The 19,933-nt window shown below is 71.4% G+C and carries 13 protein-coding genes and 1 tRNA gene; 11 read left to right on the forward strand and 3 right to left on the reverse strand.

The features are described from left to right. Positions 1-250: 250 nt before the first annotated feature. Positions 251-323: transfer RNA gene (locus ACIBNE_RS36205), tRNA-Thr, on the forward strand. A 56-nt stretch (positions 324-379) separates the two neighbouring features. Here the strand turns inward: ACIBNE_RS36205 and ACIBNE_RS36210 are convergent. After that, positions 380-3,034 carry a SpoIIE family protein phosphatase gene (locus tag ACIBNE_RS36210; protein ID WP_399279407.1) on the reverse strand — a complete coding sequence of 885 codons (2,655 nt, stop codon included), beginning with the start codon at positions 3,032-3,034 and terminating at the stop codon, positions 380-382. 329 nt (positions 3,035-3,363) lie between these two features. On the opposite strand from ACIBNE_RS36210, the gene ACIBNE_RS36215 reads away from it, so the two are divergent. The 10 genes from ACIBNE_RS36215 (at position 3,364) to ACIBNE_RS36260 (ending at position 18,276) form a co-directional block, all read left to right on the forward strand. After that, entirely contained in the window at positions 3,364-8,835 is a 5,472-nt protein-coding gene (locus ACIBNE_RS36215) for a HAMP domain-containing protein (RefSeq protein ID WP_399279817.1), read from the forward strand. 274 nt (positions 8,836-9,109) lie between these two features. After that, entirely contained in the window at positions 9,110-9,784 is a 675-nt protein-coding gene (locus tag ACIBNE_RS36220; RefSeq protein ID WP_399279409.1) for a two-component system response regulator, read from the forward strand. A gap of 129 nt (positions 9,785-9,913) precedes the next feature. Next, complete coding sequence (locus tag ACIBNE_RS36225) at positions 9,914-12,736, forward strand: DNA translocase FtsK (RefSeq protein WP_399279411.1); 2,823 nt, start codon at positions 9,914-9,916, stop codon at positions 12,734-12,736. A gap of 224 nt (positions 12,737-12,960) precedes the next feature. Then, positions 12,961-13,806: a helix-turn-helix domain-containing protein gene (locus ACIBNE_RS36230; RefSeq protein WP_399279413.1), complete on the forward strand. Its 846-nt coding sequence runs from the start codon at positions 12,961-12,963 to the stop codon at positions 13,804-13,806. A 145-nt stretch (positions 13,807-13,951) separates the two neighbouring features. Continuing rightward, positions 13,952-15,427 (forward strand): 30S ribosomal protein S12 methylthiotransferase RimO, encoded by a 1,476-nt coding sequence (gene rimO / locus ACIBNE_RS36235; RefSeq protein WP_399279415.1) that lies wholly within the window; start codon positions 13,952-13,954, stop codon positions 15,425-15,427. Then, positions 15,424-16,092, forward strand: a complete 669-nt coding sequence (pgsA, locus tag ACIBNE_RS36240; RefSeq protein ID WP_399279417.1) for a CDP-diacylglycerol--glycerol-3-phosphate 3-phosphatidyltransferase — start codon at positions 15,424-15,426, stop codon at positions 16,090-16,092. The genes rimO and pgsA overlap by 4 nt, the downstream gene beginning before the upstream one ends. Next, a complete protein-coding gene (locus tag ACIBNE_RS36245; RefSeq protein ID WP_399279419.1) occupies positions 16,089-16,619 on the forward strand; it encodes a CinA family protein in 531 nt (176 codons plus the stop codon). Before pgsA ends, ACIBNE_RS36245 begins: the two co-directional genes overlap by 4 nt. A 109-nt stretch (positions 16,620-16,728) precedes the next feature. Next, a complete protein-coding gene (locus tag ACIBNE_RS36250) occupies positions 16,729-17,112 on the forward strand; it encodes a helix-turn-helix domain-containing protein (protein WP_399279420.1) in 384 nt (127 codons plus the stop codon). 219 nt (positions 17,113-17,331) lie between these two features. Continuing rightward, entirely contained in the window at positions 17,332-17,802 is a 471-nt protein-coding gene (locus ACIBNE_RS36255; RefSeq protein WP_399279422.1) for a Dps family protein, read from the forward strand. A gap of 168 nt (positions 17,803-17,970) precedes the next feature. After that, positions 17,971-18,276, forward strand: coding sequence for a hypothetical protein (locus ACIBNE_RS36260; RefSeq protein ID WP_399279423.1), 306 nt, complete (start codon positions 17,971-17,973; stop codon positions 18,274-18,276). Here the strand turns inward: ACIBNE_RS36260 and ACIBNE_RS36265 are convergent. Then, on the reverse strand, positions 18,224-18,988 hold the full coding sequence (locus ACIBNE_RS36265) for an SDR family NAD(P)-dependent oxidoreductase (protein ID WP_399279425.1): 765 nt from the start codon (positions 18,986-18,988) through the stop codon (positions 18,224-18,226). The two genes, ACIBNE_RS36260 and ACIBNE_RS36265, sit on opposite strands and share 53 nt — an antisense overlap. 142 nt (positions 18,989-19,130) lie before the next feature. After that, on the reverse strand, positions 19,131-19,928 hold the full coding sequence (locus tag ACIBNE_RS36270) for an Fpg/Nei family DNA glycosylase (protein WP_399279427.1): 798 nt from the start codon (positions 19,926-19,928) through the stop codon (positions 19,131-19,133). Between the last annotated feature and the right edge of the window lie 5 nt (positions 19,929-19,933).

Genomic DNA, 19,933 nt, shown 5'->3' on the forward strand with positions numbered 1-19,933 from the left:
GGTACTGCAGGGGGGACCCTGTGGGAGAGTAGGACGCCGCCGAACAATCATTGTGGGAGAGCCCCGCACCTTATGGTGCGGGGCTTTTCTGCGTTCTGGGCCGGAGCTGCCGGACGGTGGTCCGTCGTGCCGGTCGTGCCCGTCACGTCCGCCGTGGGAGGCGGAGGCGGCTGTGAGACGGCGTCGAGAGGTGGTTATGAACATCCCCGGATTTGGGCTATGATCTATCTCGTTGCCGCAGCGCAGCAAGGCCCCAATAGCTCAGTCGGTAGAGCGTCTCCATGGTAAGGAGAAGGTCTACGGTTCGATTCCGTATTGGGGCTCAAGAAAGAAGGCCCCCGCCTCACGGCGGGGGCCTTCTTCGTTCGTACCGGTCCGGTCAGTCCTTGTGCGGCTCGTGGACGCGCATCGCGAGGATCGCCATGTCGTCGGACGCGGGCTCGGCGGCGAAGCGCTCCACCGCGCGCAGGACACGGGCCGCGACCGCGCCGGCCGTCAGGCCCGTACACGTGGTGAGGACGTCTGCGAGGCCGTCGTCGCCCAGCATGCGGGTGCCCTCGCGGCGCTCCGTGACGCCGTCCGTGACGCACAGGAGGACGTCGCCCGGGTCGAGGGTGATCGTCTGCTCGTAGAGCTCCAGGTCGTCCATGACGCCCAGCAGCGGCTGCGGCTCGGCCGAGGGCTCCACCGTGCCGTCCTGGCGCAGGCGCAGGGGAAGCGGATGGCCCGCGCAGACGATCTTCAGGATGGCGCTGCCGTCCTCCTGGGGCCACAGCTCGCCGTAGAGGAGGGTGAGGAAGCGGCTGCGGGCGCCTTCGTCGAGGATCGCGGCGTTCAGGCGCTCCAGGACGGCGGGGCCGCCGAAGCCCTCGCGGGCCAGGAGCCGCAGCGCGTGGCGGGCGAGGCCGGTGACGGCCGCCGCCTCCGGGCCCGTACCGCAGACGTCTCCGATCGCGAAGCCGTAGGCGCCGTCGCGGATCGGGAACAGGTCGTAGAAGTCGCCACCGACCTCGTTGCCCTCGCCGGCCGCGCGGTAGATGACCTCGACCTCGACGCCGGGGATCTGCGGCAGGCCCGGCGGCAGCAGGCTGCGCTGGAGGGACTGGCTGATCGCCATGCGCTCGGAGTAGAGGCGGGCGTTGTCCAGGGCGAGGGCCGCTCGGCGCGAGAGGTCCTCGGCCAGTTCCAGGATCTCCTGGCGGAAGTGGTCGTCGGACGGCTTGCCGAGGGTCAGCATGCCGATCACGCGGTTGCGGGCGACCAATGGGAGCACGACCGTCTCGCCGCCCACCGCGGCCGCCGTCGCCAGCGTCGTGCCGATGCCGGAGCCGAGCTGGGAGGTGGTCGCCAGGCCCAGCTCGCGCATCGACGTGCGCAGGGCCGCCTGGTGGGCCGCGTCGCCCGGGGCGGTCCAGAGGCGGGCGCCCGGGGTCGGGACCGGGTCGGGCGGGGCGATCTTGGACAGGAGGGCCTTGAGGCCGTCGATGCGCTCCTCGTCCTCGTGGAGCACGTAGGAGAGGTACGGGTCGGACGACTGGTCGGCGATCGTGTAGACCGCGCACCAGGTCGCGAGCGTCGGGACCGTCATCTGGGCCATCAGCGCCAGGGTCTGGTCGCGGTCCAGCGTCCCGGCCAGCAGGTCGGAGGCCTCGACGAGGAAGCTGAGGGAGCCGCGGCGCAGGCGCTCCAGCTCGCCCAGGCGGGCCGACTCGACGGCGAGCGCGATGCGGTCGGCGGCGAACTGGAGGCGCAGGGCCTCCTCGTTGGAGTACCGGCCCGGGGCCTCGGCCGCGACGCCGAGCGAACCCGTGAGGCGGCCCTCGACCTTGAGCGGGACGGTGACGACCGAGCGCATGCCCGTGTCGTCGAGGAGCGGTACGGCGCCGGGGACGGCAGTGAGGTCCTCGTGGACGGCCGGCATGCGGGCGGAGCCGTAGCGGCCCGTGCCCGCCTCCACGGGGACGCGGGCGAAGCGCTGGCGGGCCGAGGGCAGGCCGGTCGTGGCGCGCACCTCAAGCTCCGTCTCGTCGTCGGTGGCCAGGAGGAGGAAGGCCGCGTCGGCGTCGAGCATGTCCCGGGAGCGCTCGACGGTCCGCTGGAGCAGGCCGTCGAGGTCGTCGGGGGCGGGGGAGCCGATGAACGTCTCGAAGGGGTCGACGGCCCGGCTGTCGCCGACGGAGTCGCCCGCCGGGGAGCGCAGCGGGGTCTGGAGGACGGCTCTCTCGTGGTCGCGGACGAGGAGACAGACCGTGGAGGGCTCGCCCTGGGTGTCGCGGACCCTGAGGTGGGAGGCGTAGACGGGGATCACCCGGCCGTCGGCGCAGCGGATGCCGTAGCTGCCCTCCCAGCGGGAGAGCTGGAGGGCGTCGGCGATGCCGGTGGAGGTGCCGGGGGTGTGCGGCCAGGCGGCGAAGTCGGTGAGGGGCTTGCCCGTGACCTGCTCGGCCGGGTAGCCGAAGACGAACTCGGCGTCCTCGTTCCAGGCGGCGATCGCGCCGGAGCGGTCGATCTGGACGACGGCGACGCGGACGCGTTCGTCGGCGACCGGGAGGAGGTCGGCGGGGACGACGGGGCCCGCGGAGCGCGTGCCGACGGGGCGGTCGGGGAGGTCGAGCTGGAACCAGACCTGCTTCTGGGTCGGGGTGTACTCGACGCCCCAGCGGCTGGCGAGGGCGGCGCAGAGCAACAGGCCCCGGCCGTTCTCGCTGTCGGGGCTGCCGACGGAGTGCGCGCTGCTCTGGAGCGGGATCTCGCGCTCGGGGTAGTGGTCGGCGACCTCGACGCGGACCGCGTCGTCCAGGCGCAGGCAGAGCACGTCGGCCGTGGTGCCCGCGTGGACCACCGCGTTGGTGACGAGCTCGCTGGTCAGGACGGTCGCGTCGTCGACGACGTCGCTGTACCCCCAGCCCTGGAGGGTGTCTCTGACGAAGGCACGGGCGGTCGCTACGGACCTCCCGACCGGTTCGAAGCTGGCAGCCGCCCGCGCGGTGATCACAGCACTCCTCGTACGCGTCTCGACGCCCGGCTCTGCCATGTCGGCCCGCCCCCTCCGGCTCCGCTGCCCGGTGGCACTTTTCGCGCCCCGCCCCCGCCGGGCGGACCGGGGCGGTTGGACAGCCGGATGCCAGGTTACTTACCTTCGCTGTCCATGCGGGTGCCGGTCACCCCTGATTCCGTCCTCAGCGTGCGGAGCCGGGTGTGCGAAGCTGCCGAACTGTTATGGCCGGGTTCAGCCATGGTGAAACACTGGGAAAGCTTCCAGAGAAATACCCGGGCGAGAAGGTCGACCCCTGCGGGAGGGACACGGTGGAGTCTGGCGCAGCGGCGCGGGGCACGAGCACGCGCGCACAAGGCGGACAGTCCCTGAGGAAACAGCGCAACGGGACAACCGAGGTGGACACGGCTGCCCTGAACAGGCTGCTGACGGGGCTCGTCGCGATGCGCGACGGGAACTTCCGCAGGCGTCTGACGGTCTCGGGCGACGGGGTGATGGCGGAGATCGCCGCCGTCTTCAACGAGGTCGCGGACCGCAAGCTGCACCTCACGGGCGAGCTGGCCAGGGTCAGGCGCACGGTGGGGCGCGAGGGCAAGCTCGCCGAGCGGCTGGAGCCGGGGCCCAGCGAGGGTGCCTGGGCGGCCGCGATCGAGGCGGCGAACGCGCTGGTGGACGATCTGGTGCGGCCGGTGTCCGAGGTGAGCCGGGTGCTGTCGGCGGTCGCCGAGGGCGACCTGGAGCAGCGGATGGAGCTGCGCTCGGAGGGGTCGGACCGGTCGGAGGGGTCGGAGCGGCCGCTGCGCGGCGAGTTCCTGAAGGTGGCCCGTACGGTCAACAACCTGGTGGACCAGCTGTCGGCGTTCACCGACGAGGTGACCAGGGTCGCCCTTGAGGTCGGTACCGAGGGCAAGCTGGGCGGTCAGGCGCAGGTGCGCGGGATGTCCGGGTCGTGGAAGGACCTGACGGACTCGGTCAACACCATGGCGTACCGGCTGACGGCGCAGGTGCGGGACATCGCGCTGGTGACGACGGCGGTGGCCAAGGGCGATCTGTCGCGCAAGGTCACGGTGCACGTGGCCGGCGAGATGCTCCAGTTGAAGAACACCGTGAACACGATGGTGGACCAGCTGTCGTCGTTCTCGTCCGAGGTGACGAGGGTGGCGCGCGAGGTGGGCACCGAGGGCGAGCTGGGCGGTCAGGCGACCGTGCCGGGCGTCGCCGGCGTGTGGAAGGACCTCACGGATTCGGTCAACACGATGGCCGGGAACCTCACTTCGCAGGTGCGGGGCATCGCCGAGGTGACGACGGCGGTCGCCAACGGCGACCTGTCGCAGAAGGTGACGGTGAGCGCGCGCGGCGAGGTGGCGCAGCTCGCGGAGACCATCAACCAGATGACCGAGACGCTGCGGACGTTCGCGGACGAGGTCACGCGCGTGGCGAGCGAGGTCGGCGCGGAGGGGCTGCTCGGCGGCCAGGCGCAGGTGCCGGGTGCGGCGGGGACCTGGAAGGACCTCACGGACTCCGTGAACACGGTGTTCCGCAACCTGACGACGCAGGTGCGGGACATCGCGCAGGTGACGGCGGCGGTGGCGGGCGGCGACCTGTCGCGGAAGGTCACGGTCGACGTCGCGGGCGAGATGCTGGAGCTGAAGAACACCGTCAACACGATGGTGGACCAGCTCCAGTCGTTCGGTTCCGAAGTGACGCGCGTGGCGCGGGAGGTCGGTGTCGAGGGCGCGCTCGGCGGTCAGGCCGAGGTGCCGGGTGCGGCGGGGACCTGGAAGGACCTGACGGACTCGGTCAACACGGCCTTCCGCAACCTGACGGGTCAGGTGCGGGACATCGCGCAGGTGACGACCGCGGTGGCCAACGGCGACCTCTCTCAGCAGGTGACGGTGGACGTCGCGGGCGAGATGCTGGAGCTGAAGAACACCGTCAACACGATGGTGGCGCAGCTGTCCAACTTCGCCGACCAGGTGACGCGCATGGCGCGGGACGTGGGCACGGAGGGCCGCCTCGGCGGTCAGGCGCGGGTCGACGGCGTTTCCGGTACGTGGAAGGAGTTGACGGACTCCGTCAACTTCATGGCCGGCAACCTGACGTCGCAGGTGCGGCAGATCGCGCAGGTCACGACGGCGGTGGCGCGGGGCGACCTGTCGCAGAAGATCGACGTGGACGCGCGCGGCGAGATCCTGGAGCTGAAGAACACCATCAACACGATGGTGGACCAGCTGAGCGCCTTCGCCGAGCAGGTGACCCGGGTGGCCCGCGAGGTGGGCACGGACGGGCGGCTCGGCGGTCAGGCGCAGGTGCCCGGCGTGGCCGGGGTGTGGCGCGACCTGACGGACTCGGTGAACGGCATGGCGGGGAACCTGACCGCCCAGGTCCGCAACATCGCGCAGGTCGCCACGGCGGTGGCGCGCGGTGACCTGTCGCAGAAGATCGACGTGGACGCCCGGGGCGAGATCCTGGAGCTGAAGAACACCCTCAACACGATGGTCGACCAGCTGTCGAACTTCGCGGAGCAGGTCACGCGGGTGGCCCGCGAGGTGGGCACGGAGGGCATCCTGGGCGGTCAGGCCGAGGTGCAGGGGGTCTCCGGCACCTGGAAGGACCTCACCCAGTCCGTGAACTTCATGGCGAACAACCTCACCATCCAGGTGCGGAACATCGCCGAGGTCACGACGGGCGTCGCCAAGGGCGACCTGTCGAAGAAGATCACGGTCGACGCCAAGGGCGAGATCCTGGAGCTGGTGACGACCGTCAACACGATGGTCGACCAGCTGTCGAACTTCGCCGACGAGGTGACGCGCGTCTCGCGCGAGGTGGGCACCGAGGGCATTCTGGGCGGTCAGGCGCGGGTGCGGGGCGTGACCGGCATCTGGAAGGACCTGAGCGACAACGTCAACCTGATGGCCGCCAACCTGACGAGCCAGGTGCGCAACATCGCGCGGGTCTCGACGGCGGTGGCCAACGGCGACCTGACGAAGAAGGTCACGGTGGAGGCGCGCGGCGAGGTCGCGGAGCTGGCCGAGACCGTCAACACGATGGTGACGACGCTGTCCTCGTTCGCGGACGAGGTGACGCGCGTGGCCCGTGAGGTGGGCACCGAGGGCGAGCTGGGCGGCCAAGCGGCCGTGCCGGGCGTCGCGGGCACCTGGAAGGACCTCACCGAGTCGGTGAACTCGATGGCGTCGAACCTGACCGGTCAGGTTCGGCAGATCGCGACGGTCACCACCGCCATCGCCAAGGGCGACCTCACCAAGAAGATCGACATCGATGCGCGCGGCGAGATCCTGGAGCTCAAGACCACCATCAACACGATGGTCGACCAGCTCGGTTCGTTCGCCGACGAGGTGACGCGCGTCTCGCGCGAGGTGGGCACCGAGGGCATCCTGGGCGGTCAGGCGCGGGTGCGGGCCGTCGACGGCACCTGGCGCGACCTCACCGAGTCCGTGAACGAGATGGCCGGGAACCTGACCCGTCAGGTGCGCGCGATCGCGGCGGTCGCCACGGCGGTGACCAGGGGCGATCTCAACCTCAAGATCGACGTGGACGCGGCGGGCGAGATCGAGGCCCTCCAGGACAACATCAACACGATGATCGCCAACCTCCGCGACACCACCGTCGCGAACAAGGAGCAGGACTGGCTGAAGGGCAACCTCGCCCGCATCTCGGGCCTCATGCAGGGCCGCCGCGACCTCGACGACGTCGCCTCGCTGATCATGAGCGAGCTGACGCCGGTCGTGTCGGCGCAGCACGGCGCGTTCTTCCTGGCGATGTCGACGGGCGGCACCGAGGTCGGGTCCGAGCCGAAGGAGTCGTACGAGCTCCAGATGCGCGGGAGCTACGGCTACTCGGCGGGGTCGATGCCGACGACCTTCAGGCCCGGCGAGACGCTGATCGGCACGGCGGCCGAGGAGAAGCGGACGATCCAGGTGGACAACGTGCCGCCCGGCTACCTGAAGATCTCCTCGGGTCTTGGCGAGGCGCCGCCCGCGCACGTGATCGTGCTGCCGGTGCTCTTCGAGGGCAAGGTGCTGGGCGTGATCGAGCTGGCGTCGTTCCAGCCGTTCACGCACATCCAGCGGGACTTCCTGAACCAGATCGCCGAGATGATCGCGACGAGCGTCAACACCATCAGCGTCAACACCAAGACCGAGGTGCTGCTCAAGCAGTCGCAGGAGCTGACCGAGCAACTGCGCGAGCGCTCGGCTGAGTTGGAGAACCGGCAGAAGGCGCTCCAGGAGTCCAACGCGGAACTGGAGGAGAAGGCCGAGCTGCTGGCCAGGCAGAACCGCGACATCGAGGTGAAGAACACCGAGATCGAGGAGGCCAGGCAGGTCCTGGAGGAGCGCGCCGAACAGCTCGCCGTCTCCATGCGCTACAAGTCGGAGTTCCTGGCGAACATGTCGCACGAGCTGCGCACGCCGCTCAACTCGCTGCTGATCCTGGCCAAGCTGCTCGCCGACAACGCCGAGGGCAACCTCTCGCCGAAGCAGGTGGAGTTCGCCGAAACGATCCACGGTGCGGGTTCCGACCTGCTCCAGCTGATCAACGACATCCTCGACCTGTCGAAGGTCGAGGCGGGCAAGATGGACGTCTCGCCGACCCGCATCGCGCTGGTGCAGCTGGTCGACTACGTCGAGGCGACGTTCAGGCCGCTCACGGCGGAGAAGGGGCTCGACTTCTCGGTGCGGGTCTCGCCCGAGCTGCCCGCGACGCTCCACACCGACGAGCAGCGCCTCCTCCAGGTGCTGCGCAACCTCCTGTCGAACGCGGTGAAGTTCACCGACAGCGGTGCGGTCGAGCTGGTGATCAGGCCCGCCGCGGCCGACGTGCCGCACGAGATCCGCGAGCAGCTGCTGGAGGCCGGTTCGCTGCGGGACGCCGACGCCGATCTGATCGCCTTCTCGGTGACCGACACCGGCATCGGGATCGCGGCCAGCAAGATGCGGGTGATCTTCGAGGCGTTCAAGCAGGCGGACGGCACGACCAGCCGCAAGTACGGCGGTACGGGTCTGGGCCTGTCGATCAGCCGGGAGATCGCCCGGCTGCTGGGCGGCGAGATCCACGCGGCGAGCGAGCCGGGCCGCGGTTCGACGTTCACGCTCTACCTCCCGCTGCACCCCAGCGAGCTGCCGCCGCAGGGCTATCCGCAGCTGGGTCCGGGCGGCGTGGAGCTGGCCGGCGGCGGAACGGCGGACGACGGGCTGCCGCCCGAGCTGGTGGCCCCGGGCACCGAGGGCGTCGCGCGGACCGCCGCGCAGAACGGCACGGCCGGGCTGTTCCGGCGGCGCCGCCAGGCGGTGGCGGGCGGCGAGCCGAGGGCGGCGCTGCCCGCGCGGTCCTCGACGGCGCCCGCGCCGGGCGCGGGGCACGGCGCCGCCGCGTCGGCGGGCGCCGGGGCGGGCGAGCCGTGGGCCGAGGTCGAGGAGCCGCAGCAGCGCCGCGCGTTCCAGTTCGAGAACGAGAAGGTGCTGATCGTCGACGACGACATCCGCAACGTCTTCGCGCTGACCTCGGTCCTGGAGCAGCACGGCCTGTCGGTGCTGTACGCGGAGAACGGCCGGGAGGGCATCGAGGTGCTGGAACAGCACGACAACGTCGCGGTCGTGCTGATGGACATCATGATGCCGGAGATGGACGGCTACGCCACGACGACCGCGATCCGGCGCATGCCGCAGTTCGCCGGGCTGCCGATCATCGCGCTGACCGCCAAGGCGATGAAGGGCGACCGGGAGAAGGCGATCGACTCCGGAGCGTCCGACTACGTGACGAAGCCGGTCGATCCCGATCATCTGCTCTCGGTGATGGAGAACTGGATGCGAGGGGAGTGATCGATCGCTGTACGAATCACCGTGAGTTGCTGACTGAGTGTGCCCGACGGCGTGTGAGAGGGCGGTATTCGGGGAACCTTCTGGTCTCCCACCGCGTTTCTGCTACGTGCACAGTGACATCGCGGTGACAGGGTGTGGCGACGGGCGGGGTGCGGCTACCATGACCGGCACAAGGACGGGCGGCGTTAGGGAGTCGTCCCCTGGGGCGGCACCCGGCACTTCTCCGGTCTCTCGGACCCGGAGGAACCCCATGCCGGGGCGAGGAGGACGGGGCATGGTGCAGAAGGCCAAGATCCTCCTGGTCGATGACCGGCCGGAGAATCTGCTGGCGCTGGAGGCCATTCTCTCCGCGCTCGATCAGACCCTGGTCAGGGCATCGTCAGGGGAGGAAGCGCTCAAAGCGCTGCTGACCGATGATTTCGCGGTCATTCTGCTGGACGTTCAGATGCCGGGAATGGACGGATTCGAAACCGCCGCGCACATCAAGCGGCGGGAGCGGACGCGGGACATCCCGATCATCTTCCTCACCGCCATCAACCACGGCCCGCACCACACCTTCCGCGGGTACGCGGCGGGGGCGGTGGACTACATCTCGAAGCCCTTCGACCCCTGGGTGCTGCGGGCCAAGGTCTCGGTCTTCGTCGAGCTGTACATGAAGAACTGTCAGCTCCGCGAGCAGGCCGCGCTGCTCAGGCTCCAGCTGGAGGGCGGCAGCCAGAGCGGCCCGTCGAAGGAGTCCGCCGGGCTGCTGGCCGAACTCTCCGCGCGCCTCGCGGCAGTTGAGGAGCAGGCGGAGGCGCTGTCCAAGCAGCTCGACGACGAGTCGGCGGACGCCGCGGCCGTGGCGACCGCGGCGCACCTGGAGCGCAAGCTCACCGGGCTGCGCCGGGCGCTCGACGCGCTGGAGCCGGGCAGCGGCGGCGGGGCCGTGCTGCCGCCGCAGGGCTGAGCGGGGGACGCCGGGCGCGGGCTCGATGGTTGAGTCCATGTCAGTTCCGGTCCGCCGCAGGGCCGACACGGTCGGGTGAAGCGGTGGGCACACGTGTCCACCGCAGCCGACGCGGGTAACCTCGGCCCCATGGCCTCACGTACGTCCGGCAAGGGTTCCCAGGGCACGGCGGGCACCGCGAAGCGCACCGGCCGTACGTCGCCGGGCGCCGCGCAGAAAGCCGCGCCCGCCAAGCCCGCAGCCAAGAAGTCCGCGCCCGCGAAGAAGGCGGCGCCCGCCAAGAAGGCACCGGCGAAGAAGGCACCGGCCAAGCGCGCGCCCGCCAAGAAGGCGGCCGCCAAACCGGCGCCTTCCCCCACGGGGGGCGTGTACCGGCTCGTGCGCGCCGTCTGGCTCGGGCTCGCGCACGGCGTGGGCGCGATGTTCCGGGGGATAGGGCGCGGCGCCAAGGGCCTCGATCCGGCACACCGCAAGGACGGTCTCGCGCTGCTGCTGCTCGGCCTCGCGCTGATCGTCGCGGCGGGCACCTGGTCGAACCTGCGCGGCCCCGTCGGGGACCTGGTGGAGATGCTGGTCACCGGCGCCTTCGGCCGGCTGGACCTGCTCGTACCGATACTGCTGGGCGTCATCGCCGTCCGGCTGATCCTCTATCCGCAGAAGCCCGACGCCAACGGCCGTGTCGTGATCGGCCTCTCGGCGCTCGTCATCGGCGTCCTCGGACAGGTGCACATCGCGTGCGGCTCGCCGGGGCGCGAGGACGGCGACGACGCGATGCAGGACGCGGGCGGGCTCATCGGGTGGGCCGCGTCCAAACCGCTCGTCTTCATGATGGGCGAGGTGCTGGCGGTGCCCCTGCTGGTGCTGCTCACCGTGTTCGGCCTGCTCGTCGTGACCGCGACGCCGGTGAACGCCATCCCGCAGCGGCTGCGGGCGCTCGGCGCGCGCCTGGGCATCGTCGAACCCGCGTACGACGAATCCGACTACGAGTACGGGGCCGAGGGCGCCGAGTGGAGCGACGACGACGAGCGCTACGAGGACCAGTGGCGCGAGTCCGTCCCGGCCCGCACGTCCCGGCGGCGCGGCCCCGCGCGCGGCGGTGACGAGCCGTACGACCACGACAGGGCCGAGGAGCAGGCGCTCGTCAAGCGCCGCAAGCCCCGCGGCAACGCCGTGGCGCCCGAGACCCTCACGGGCCTTGACCCGGTGGACGTGGCGGCCGCCGCTGCCGCCGCGCTCGACGGGGCCGTGCTGAACGGGATGCCGCCCTCGCCCGTGGTGGCCGACCTGACGCGCGACGTCACGGCCGACATGGAGCGCGCCGCCCCTCCCGTGCCGGGCGCGCGCGAGGCCGACGCCCCGAAGCCCGGGGTGCGCAGGACCCCGGCGGGCGCCAAGGCCGTGCAGGACCTGACCAAGCCCGCTCCCGAGGTGCCCGAGGGGCTGCCGCCGCGCGCCGAGCAGCTCCAGCTCCGCGGGGACATCACGTACTCGCTGCCCTCGCTCGACCTGCTGGAGCGCGGCGGTCCGGGCAAGACGCGCAGCGCCGCCAACGACGCGGTCGTCGAGTCGCTGTCCAACGTCTTCACCGAGTTCAAGGTCGACGCGGCCGTCACCGGCTTCACGCGCGGCCCGACGGTCACGCGCTACGAGGTCGAGCTCGGCCCCGCCGTGAAGGTCGAGAAGATCACGGCGCTGACCAAGAACATCGCGTACGCCGTCGCCTCGCCCGACGTGCGGATCATCTCGCCGATCCCGGGGAAGTCCGCGGTCGGCATCGAGATCCCGAACTCCGACCGCGAGATGGTCAACCTCGGCGACGTGCTGCGCCTCGCGGACGCGGCGGGCGACGACCACCCGATGCTGGTGGCGCTCGGCAAGGACGTCGAGGGCGGCTACGTGATGGCCAACCTGGCGAAGATGCCGCACGTGCTCGTCGCGGGCGCGACCGGCTCCGGCAAGTCCTCGTGCATCAACTGCCTGATCACCTCGGTGATGATAAGGGCGACCCCCGAGGACGTCCGGATGGTGCTGGTCGACCCCAAGCGGGTCGAGCTCACCGCGTACGAGGGCATCCCGCACCTCATCACGCCGATCATCACCAACCCCAAGCGCGCCGCCGAGGCGCTCCAGTGGGTCGTGCGCGAGATGGACCTGCGCTACGACGACCTCGCGGCCTTCGGCTTCCGGCACATCGACGACTTCAACGAGGCGATCAAGGCCGGCAAGGTCAAGCTGCCCGAGGGCAGCGAGCGCGAGCTCCAGCCCTACCCGTACCTCCTGGTGATCGTCGACGAGCTCGCCGACCTGATGATGGTCGCGCCCAGGGACGTCGAGGACGCGATCGTCCGCATCACCCAGCTGGCCCGAGCCGCCGGCATCCACCTGGTGCTGGCCACCCAGCGCCCCTCCGTCGACGTCGTCACCGGCCTCATCAAGGCCAACGTGCCCTCTCGGCTCGCCTTCGCCACTTCCTCGCTCGCCGACAGCCGGGTCATCCTCGACCAGCCGGGCGCGGAGAAGCTGATCGGCAAGGGCGACGGCCTCTTCCTCCCGATGGGGGCCAACAAGCCGACCCGCATGCAGGGCGCCTTCGTCAAGGAGGACGAGGTCGCCGCGATCGTGCAGCACTGCAAGGACCAGATGGCCCCCGTCTTCCGCGAGGACGTGGTCGTCGGGACCAAGCAGAAGAAGGAGGTCGACGAGGACATCGGCGACGACCTCGACCTGCTGTGCCAGGCCACCGAGCTGGTCGTCTCCACCCAGTTCGGCTCGACGTCGATGCTCCAGCGCAAGCTGCGCGTGGGCTTCGCGAAGGCCGGGCGGCTGATGGACCTGATGGAGTCGCGGAGCATCGTCGGGCCGAGCGAGGGCTCCAAGGCCCGCGACGTGCTGGTGAAGCCGGACGAACTGGACGGAGTGCTGGCGGTGATCCGGGGGGAGTCCCAGCCGTAGGCTGCCGCCGGGCCTTCCCTCCACAGGGCTCGGGGAGTCTCACCCGTAACGGTGAAGCTCACTCGTACGGGGCAGCGAGGCAACCGTTTCTCCTGGCCGTACGTCAAGTTGGAAGGAGGGGTGACCTGATGGCGTAAAGAGGTCGCCCTCCCGGTTGCCCCACCCTTTCGTACCCCCCCTAGACTGAACACCCAGCAGGTGGCTCACGCTCGAAAGGCGCCCCCGTGTCCATCGGCAACTCCCCCGAAGACGACCGCCCTTCGGTCGAAGACGCCCAGCCCTCGGCAGGCTACGAGCGGCCCCCCGTCGGACGCACGCTCCAGCAGGCCCGGATCGCGGCGGGCCTGACGGTCGACGAGGTCAGCACCTCCACCCGCGTGCGCATCCCCATCGTGCAGGCGATCGAGCAGGACGACTTCTCGCGCTGCGGCGGCGACGTCTACGCCCGCGGCCACATCCGTACGCTGGCGCGCGCCGTCGGCATCGACCCCGCCCCGCTCGTCGCGCAGTACGACGACGAGCACGGCGGCCGCCCCTCGCCCACCCCGGCGGCGCCCCTGTTCGAGGCGGAACGCATCCGCTCCGAGCCGCGCCGCCCCAACTGGACGGCGGCCATGGTCGCCGCGATCGTCGCCGTGATCGGCTTCGTCGGCTTCACCCTGTTCAAGGGCGAGGACCAGGGCAACGGCCCCACCCAGCTCGCCGAGGGACCCGCGCCCGACAAGAAGCCCAGCCCCAAGGCGACCGCCAAGAAGCCCGCCGACCCCAAGCCCGACCCGTCCGACAGCGCCATCGCGGCGGTGCCCAAGGACAAGGTCACCGTCAAGCTCACCGCCGTCGACGACAAGAGCTGGATCTCGGCGAAGGACCACAACGGCAGGCTGCTCTTCGACGGGCTCCTCCTGGAGGGCGAGTCCAAGACCTTCCAGGACAAGGAACGGATCGACCTGGTGCTGGGCAACGCCGGGGCGATGGAGCTGTACGTCAACGGCAAGAAGGTCCAGGACGAATTCGAACCGGGCCAGGTCGAACGGCTGAGCTACACGAAGGGCGATCCCGAGGTCGGCTGAGCCGTCGGCCGAAGGGCCGGAAGCGGGCGTACGGGGCCGGGACGGGGGCGTGAGCACCCCGTCCCGGCCCCCGCACGTGGTGCGGAATGTGGCGCGGACCACCTCGGGGCGGGGGCAGGGGCCGGGACGAAGTAGTCTTGAGACCATGCCCGAACGCCGTACCGTCGCCCTTGTCACTCTTGGCTGCGCCCGTAACGAGGTGGACTCGGAGGAGCTGGCAGGCCGCTTGGCAGCGGACGGCTGGGACCTCGTCGAGGACGCCGCGGACGCGGACGTCGCCGTCGTCAACACCTGTGGGTTCGTCGAAGCCGCCAAGAAGGACTCCGTCGACGCCCTCCTCGAAGCCAATGACCTCAAGGACCACGGCCGCACCCAGGCCGTGGTCGCCGTCGGCTGCATGGCCGAGCGGTACGGCAAGGACCTCGCCGAGGCCCTGCCCGAGGCCGACGGCGTGCTCGGCTTCGACGACTACGCCGACATCTCCAACCGCCTCCAGGTGATCCTGAGCGGCGGCAGCGTGGAGGCCCACACCCCGCGCGACCGCCGCAAGCTGCTGCCCGTCAGCCCCGCCGAGCGCCAGTCCGCCGACGTGGCGCTGCCCGGCCACGCGCAGGAGCCCGCCCCGGCCCCGGCCGACCTGCCCGACGGGCTCGCGCCCGCCTCGGGGCCGCGCGCCCCGCTGCGGCGCAGGCTCGACTCCAGCCCGGTCGCCTCCGTGAAGCTGGCCTCCGGCTGCGACCGCCGCTGCACCTTCTGCGCCATCCCCTCCTTCCGCGGCTCCTTCATCTCGCGCCGCCCCAGCGACGTGCTCCAGGAGACCCGCTGGCTGGCCGAGCAGGGCGTCAAGGAGGTCATGCTGGTCTCCGAGAACAACACCTCCTACGGCAAGGACCTCGGCGACATCCGGCTCCTGGAGACGCTGCTGCCCGAGCTGGCGGACGTCGACGGCATCGAGCGGATCCGCGTCAGCTACCTCCAGCCCGCCGAGATGCGCCCCGGCCTGATCGACGTGCTGACCTCCACGCCGAAGATCGCGCCCTACTTCGACCTGTCCTTCCAGCACTCCGCGCCCGGCGTGCTGCGCGCGATGCGCCGCTTCGGCGACACGGACCGTTTCCTGGAGCTGCTGGACACCATCCGGAGCAAGGCCCCGCAGGCGGGCGCCCGCTCCAACTTCATCGTGGGCTTCCCCGGCGAGACCGAGGCGGACCTGGCCGAGCTGGAACGCTTCCTCACCGGCGCGCGGCTCGACGCGATCGGCGTCTTCGGCTACTCCGACGAGGAGGGCACCGAGGCCGCCTCGTACGAGAACAAGCTGGACCCGGACGTCGTCGCCGAGCGCCTGGCGCACATCTCGCGCCTCGCCGACGAGCTCACCTCGCAGCGCGCGGAGGAGCGCGTCGGGGAGACCGTCGAGGTCCTCGTCGAGTCGGTGGACGCCGACGGCGAGGAGGGCGCGGTGGGGCGCGCGGCGCACCAGGCGCCCGAGACGGACGGCCAGGTGCTGTTCGTGTCGAGCGAGGGGCTTGCGCCCGGCCGTATGGTCGTGGCGAAGGTGGTCGGCACCGAGGGCGTCGACCTGGTGGCCGAATGTCTGGAACACGAGGAGGCGGGCAGATGACCGGAGTCCCGGCATCAGCGGCCGGCGGTTCCGGCGCCAAGCCGGCGCGCGGCGGCAAGCTGGGGGCTGCGGCCGTCAATCAGGCCAGTCTGTGGAACATCGCCAACATCCTGACCATGGTGCGGCTGGTGCTCGTGCCGGGCTTCGTCTTCCTGCTGCTGACCGACGGCGGCTACGACCCGGTGTGGCGGGCGTGGGCCTGGGCCGCGTTCGCGGTGGCGATGATCACCGACGTCTTCGACGGGCACCTGGCCCGTACGTACAACCTGGTCACGGACTTCGGGAAGATCGCCGACCCCATCGCCGACAAGGCGATCATGGCGGCCGGGCTGATCTGCCTGTCCGCGCTCGGCGACCTGCCGTGGTGGGTGACCGGGGTGATCCTCTTCCGTGAGCTGGGCATCACGCTGATGCGCTTCTGGGTGATCAGGCACGGGGTGATTCCCGCCAGTCGCGGCGGCAAGATGAAGACCCTCGCGCAGGGCACCGCGGTCGGCATGTACGTGCTGGCGCTGACCGGTCCGCTGGCGACCGCGCGCTGGTGGGTGATGGCCGTGGCCGTCGTGCTGACGGTCGTCACCGGTCTGGACTACGTGCGACAGGCGGTGGTCCTGCGGCGCGCGGGACTCGCCGCGGAGCGGGCGGCGGCCCGTACGTCGCGGTGACCACGGCCGCCGAGGGGGCCGGCGTCGCCGCCCGGGTGCTGCGGGTGCTTGCGGAGCGTGGCCAGTCGCTCGCCGTCGCGGAGTCCCTCACCGGCGGTCTGGTGGCCGCCGAGCTCACCTCCGTACCGGGAGCCTCGCGTTCCTTCCGCGGCTCCGTGACGGCCTACGCGACGCCCCTGAAGCGGGACGTGCTGGGCGTCGACGGGGCGCTCCTGGAGGCGCGCGGCGCGGTGGACGCGGACGTCGCGGCGCAGATGGCGGCGGGTGTGCGGCGGGTCCTGGCGGCCGACTGGGGGCTCGCGACGACGGGGGTCGCGGGGCCCGATCCACAGGACGGACAACCGGTGGGAACGGTCTACGTGGCCGTCGCCGGACCGGGCGGCGTGGAGAAAGTCGCCGCGTTGCGGTTGAACGGCGATCGTACGGAAATCCGTAGAGAGAGTGTACGGAGCGTGCTCGAGCTGCTCTCCGGCGAACTCCCGGAGAATGGGCGCGCACAGGATACGGAACGGAACGGGGGGAATTGATGTTTGCAGCCCTGAGTGAACACGACATCGCTCCCCGCACGGCCGCAGCGCGAGGCGGTACGGTGGGGCGTGAAGGATGCGGCTACGCGGTCCGAGGAGGGAGCCACCGATGATTCTGCTCCGTCGCCTGCTGGGTGACGTGCTGCGTCGGCAGCGCCAGCGCCAAGGCCGTACTCTGCGCGAAGTCTCCTCGTCCGCCCGAGTCTCGCTCGGCTATCTCTCCGAGGTGGAACGGGGGCAGAAGGAGGCTTCCTCCGAGCTGCTCTCCGCGATCTGCGACGCGCTTGACGTACGGATGTCCGAGCTCATGCGGGAAGTGAGCGACGAGCTGTCGCTGGCGGAGCTCGCCGCTTCGGCGGCGGCGAGCGAGCCGGTGCCTGCGCCAGTACGCCCGAAGTTCAACTCCGTCTCCGTGTCGTCGGTGGCAGGTGTGCCGACGGGCCGGGTGACGATCAAGCCGCCCGCCGAGGTGGTGGACGTCGTCGCGGCCTGAGGGCCCGGCGGAGGTGTGACGTTGTGGGAGCCCCGGCTCCGCCCTTGAGGCGGGCCGGGGCTTTCTCGTGTCCAGGGGGCGGGGCCTTTACGCGCTTCTGTGGTGATCATCTCTTTTATGTCTCATGTGCCCTCTTCGGGGCACTGTGTAAGGGTGGTGGGGAGTCGCGAACGTGGACGGGGGAGTGCGGCTCCGAAGTTCCGGAATGGAGGATTCTGCATGTCTGTCGTGAAGAGCCCGTTGTCCGACGCGGACCGGAAGACCGTCGGCGAGGCCCTGCAGGGTGCGCTGGTGGACCTGGTCGACCTGTCCCTCGTGGCCAAGCAGGTGCACTGGAACGTCGTGGGGCCGCGCTTCCGGTCCGTGCACCTCCAGCTGGACGAGGTCGTCGACACGGCGCGGCTGCACTCCGACACCGTGGCCGAGCGGGCCTCGGCGATAGGCGTCACGCCCGACGGCCGCGCCGCGACGGTGGCGGCGTCCAGCGCCATCGGGACGGTGCCCGACGGCTGGGTGAAGGACATTGATGCCGTACGGGTCCTGGTGGACGCGCTGGGTGCGGTGGTCTCGCGGATGCGGGAGCGAATTGACGCCACCGGTGACCCGGATCCGGTCACTCAGGACGTACTGATCGCGCTGACCGCGGATCTGGAGAAGCACGCGTGGATGTTCCAGGCGGAGAGCGCGTAGCCGGTGCCGGTGCCGGTGCGGATGCGGGTGCGGGCGGGGCGCGCATCGGCCGGGGCGCGCGGTCGCTGTGCGCCCGGTCTGCATCCTGTACGCCCTCCCGCCGGGTGAACGGGGCGGTCTAGCGTCGGCTCGGGCTCGGGCTCGGGCTCGGGCTCGGAGGAGGGCGCCATGGTGGCTCGCTGGATACCGGCGCTCGTGCTGGGCGCGCTGTGGTGGTGGGCCGTGCTGCGGCTGGCCCTGGTGCCGGAGCGGGCCGGGCTCGTGGAGGGCGCGGTGGCGGTCGGTGGCTGGGGGCTGAGCCTGCTGCCCGTGCACGTGGTGTCGTTCGCGGAGAGCGGGGTGCGGCGGGCCGGGAGCGGGCGGGGCGGCACGGGGCCGGGCGCGCGGTGGTGCGGGGTTCGGCGGGGAGTTCGGCGGGGGGTCACCAGGGCATGGCGGTCCCGCCGTTCGGACGGAGGATCTGGCCCGTCGTGAACGCCGACGCGTCGCAGGCCAGGTGGAGCACGGCGTGGGCGATGTCCTCCGGTTCCCCCACTCGGCCGAGCGGCGCCCTGCGGATCATGGCCTGCTCAGCCTGGTGCTGGAGCGCCGCGTCGTGGCGGTCGGTCATGGGCGTGCGGACCCAGCCGGGCGCGACCGCGTTGACCCGGATCGCGTACGGGCCCAGTTCGGCGGCGAGGGTCCTGGTGAGCTGGACGACGGCCGCTTTCGCCGCGCTGTAGCAGAGGAGCCCGGGATGCGCGGCGTCCACCGCGCCCGAGGCCATGGTGATCAGCGAGCCCGGGGTCTTCGCGGCGATCATCGCGCGGGCGGCCTCCTGGCAGGCGTGGAGGACGCCCTTGAAGTTGACCGCGAAGACCCGGTCCAGGTCCTCGTCCCTGGTCTCCAGGACGGTGCTGGTGTGCATCACGCCCGCGATCGCGGCCAGCACGTCCAGGCGGTCGGCCGAGGCGACGGCGGCCCTCAGACGGGCGCGGTCGGTGACGTCGAGTGTGTGCGTACGGGCGCTGCCGCCCGCCTCGGTGATCAGGGCGCGGGTCTCCCGGAGGCCCTTTTCGTCGCGGTCGGCGCAGTGGACGGTGGCGCCCGCCTCGGCGAGCAGCCGTGCCGTGGCGCGCCCTATGCCGCTCGCCGCGCCGGTGACGAACGCGGTGCGGCCGGTGAGGTCGTACGCCTTCAGGGGCATGCGGGGACGGTACGACCGGATCTGACGGTGCGTCAACTATGGGGTGCGGCCTGGTTCGGCGGCGGCCACGGGCCGGTTCCGGGCGCTGGACGCGGGCGGGTCGTCGCGGGCGGCGGTCGTGGGCGGTCGTCGCGGGTGTCGGTCACGGGGTCGGGCCCGTCTGGCAGCCGGGGCACCAGTACGAGACGCGGTCGCGGTCCCCCGACGGCTCCGCCCTGCGGACGGGCGTTCCGCAGCGGAGGCAGGGGCGGGACGCGCGGCCGTAGACGTACAGGCGCTCGCTGCTGCGGGCCGTGGTCGTCGTGCGGCGGTCCGGGCGGTCCTTGTTGGCTTCGAGGAGGCGGCGGGCGGTGGCGACGAGGCGGGGCGGTACGCCGGGCGCGAGCTCGCCGACCGGGAGCCAGGGGGTGACGGCGGCGAGGAACGCCAGCTCGGACTTGTAGACGTTGCCGATGCCCGCGAGGTTCCGCTGGTCGAGCAGGGCGTCCCCGAGGGGCCGGGCGGGGTCCGCGCAGAGCCTGCGCAGGGCCTCGTCGGGATCCCAGTCGGGGCCGAGCAGGTCGGGGCCCAGGTGGCCGACGGCACGCGGTTCGTCCTGGGTGCGGATCACTTCCAGTACAGGCAGGCGGAAGCCGACCGCGGTGTGCCCGGCGGTGGAGAGGACCGCGCGGATCTGGTGGGCGGGGCCGCCGCGCCAGCGCTCACCGGGGGCGAAGATCCGCCAGGCGCCTTCCATGCGCAGGTGCGAGTGGAGCGTGAGGCCGCCTTCGAACCGGGTCAGCAGGTGTTTTCCGCGCGGGGTGACGTCCAGGACCGTACGGCCGGTGAGGTCGACGGTGGCGAACCGGGGGACGCGCAGGTCGGAGCGCGTGAGGGGGTGGCCGGCGAGGGCGGCGTGCAGGCGGTGGGCGGTCTGCCAGACGGTGTCTCCTTCGGGCATGTCTC

It is taken from the genome of Streptomyces sp. NPDC050504 (genome assembly GCF_044458065.1).
In the GTDB taxonomy this organism is placed as follows: domain Bacteria; phylum Actinomycetota; class Actinomycetes; order Streptomycetales; family Streptomycetaceae; genus Streptomyces.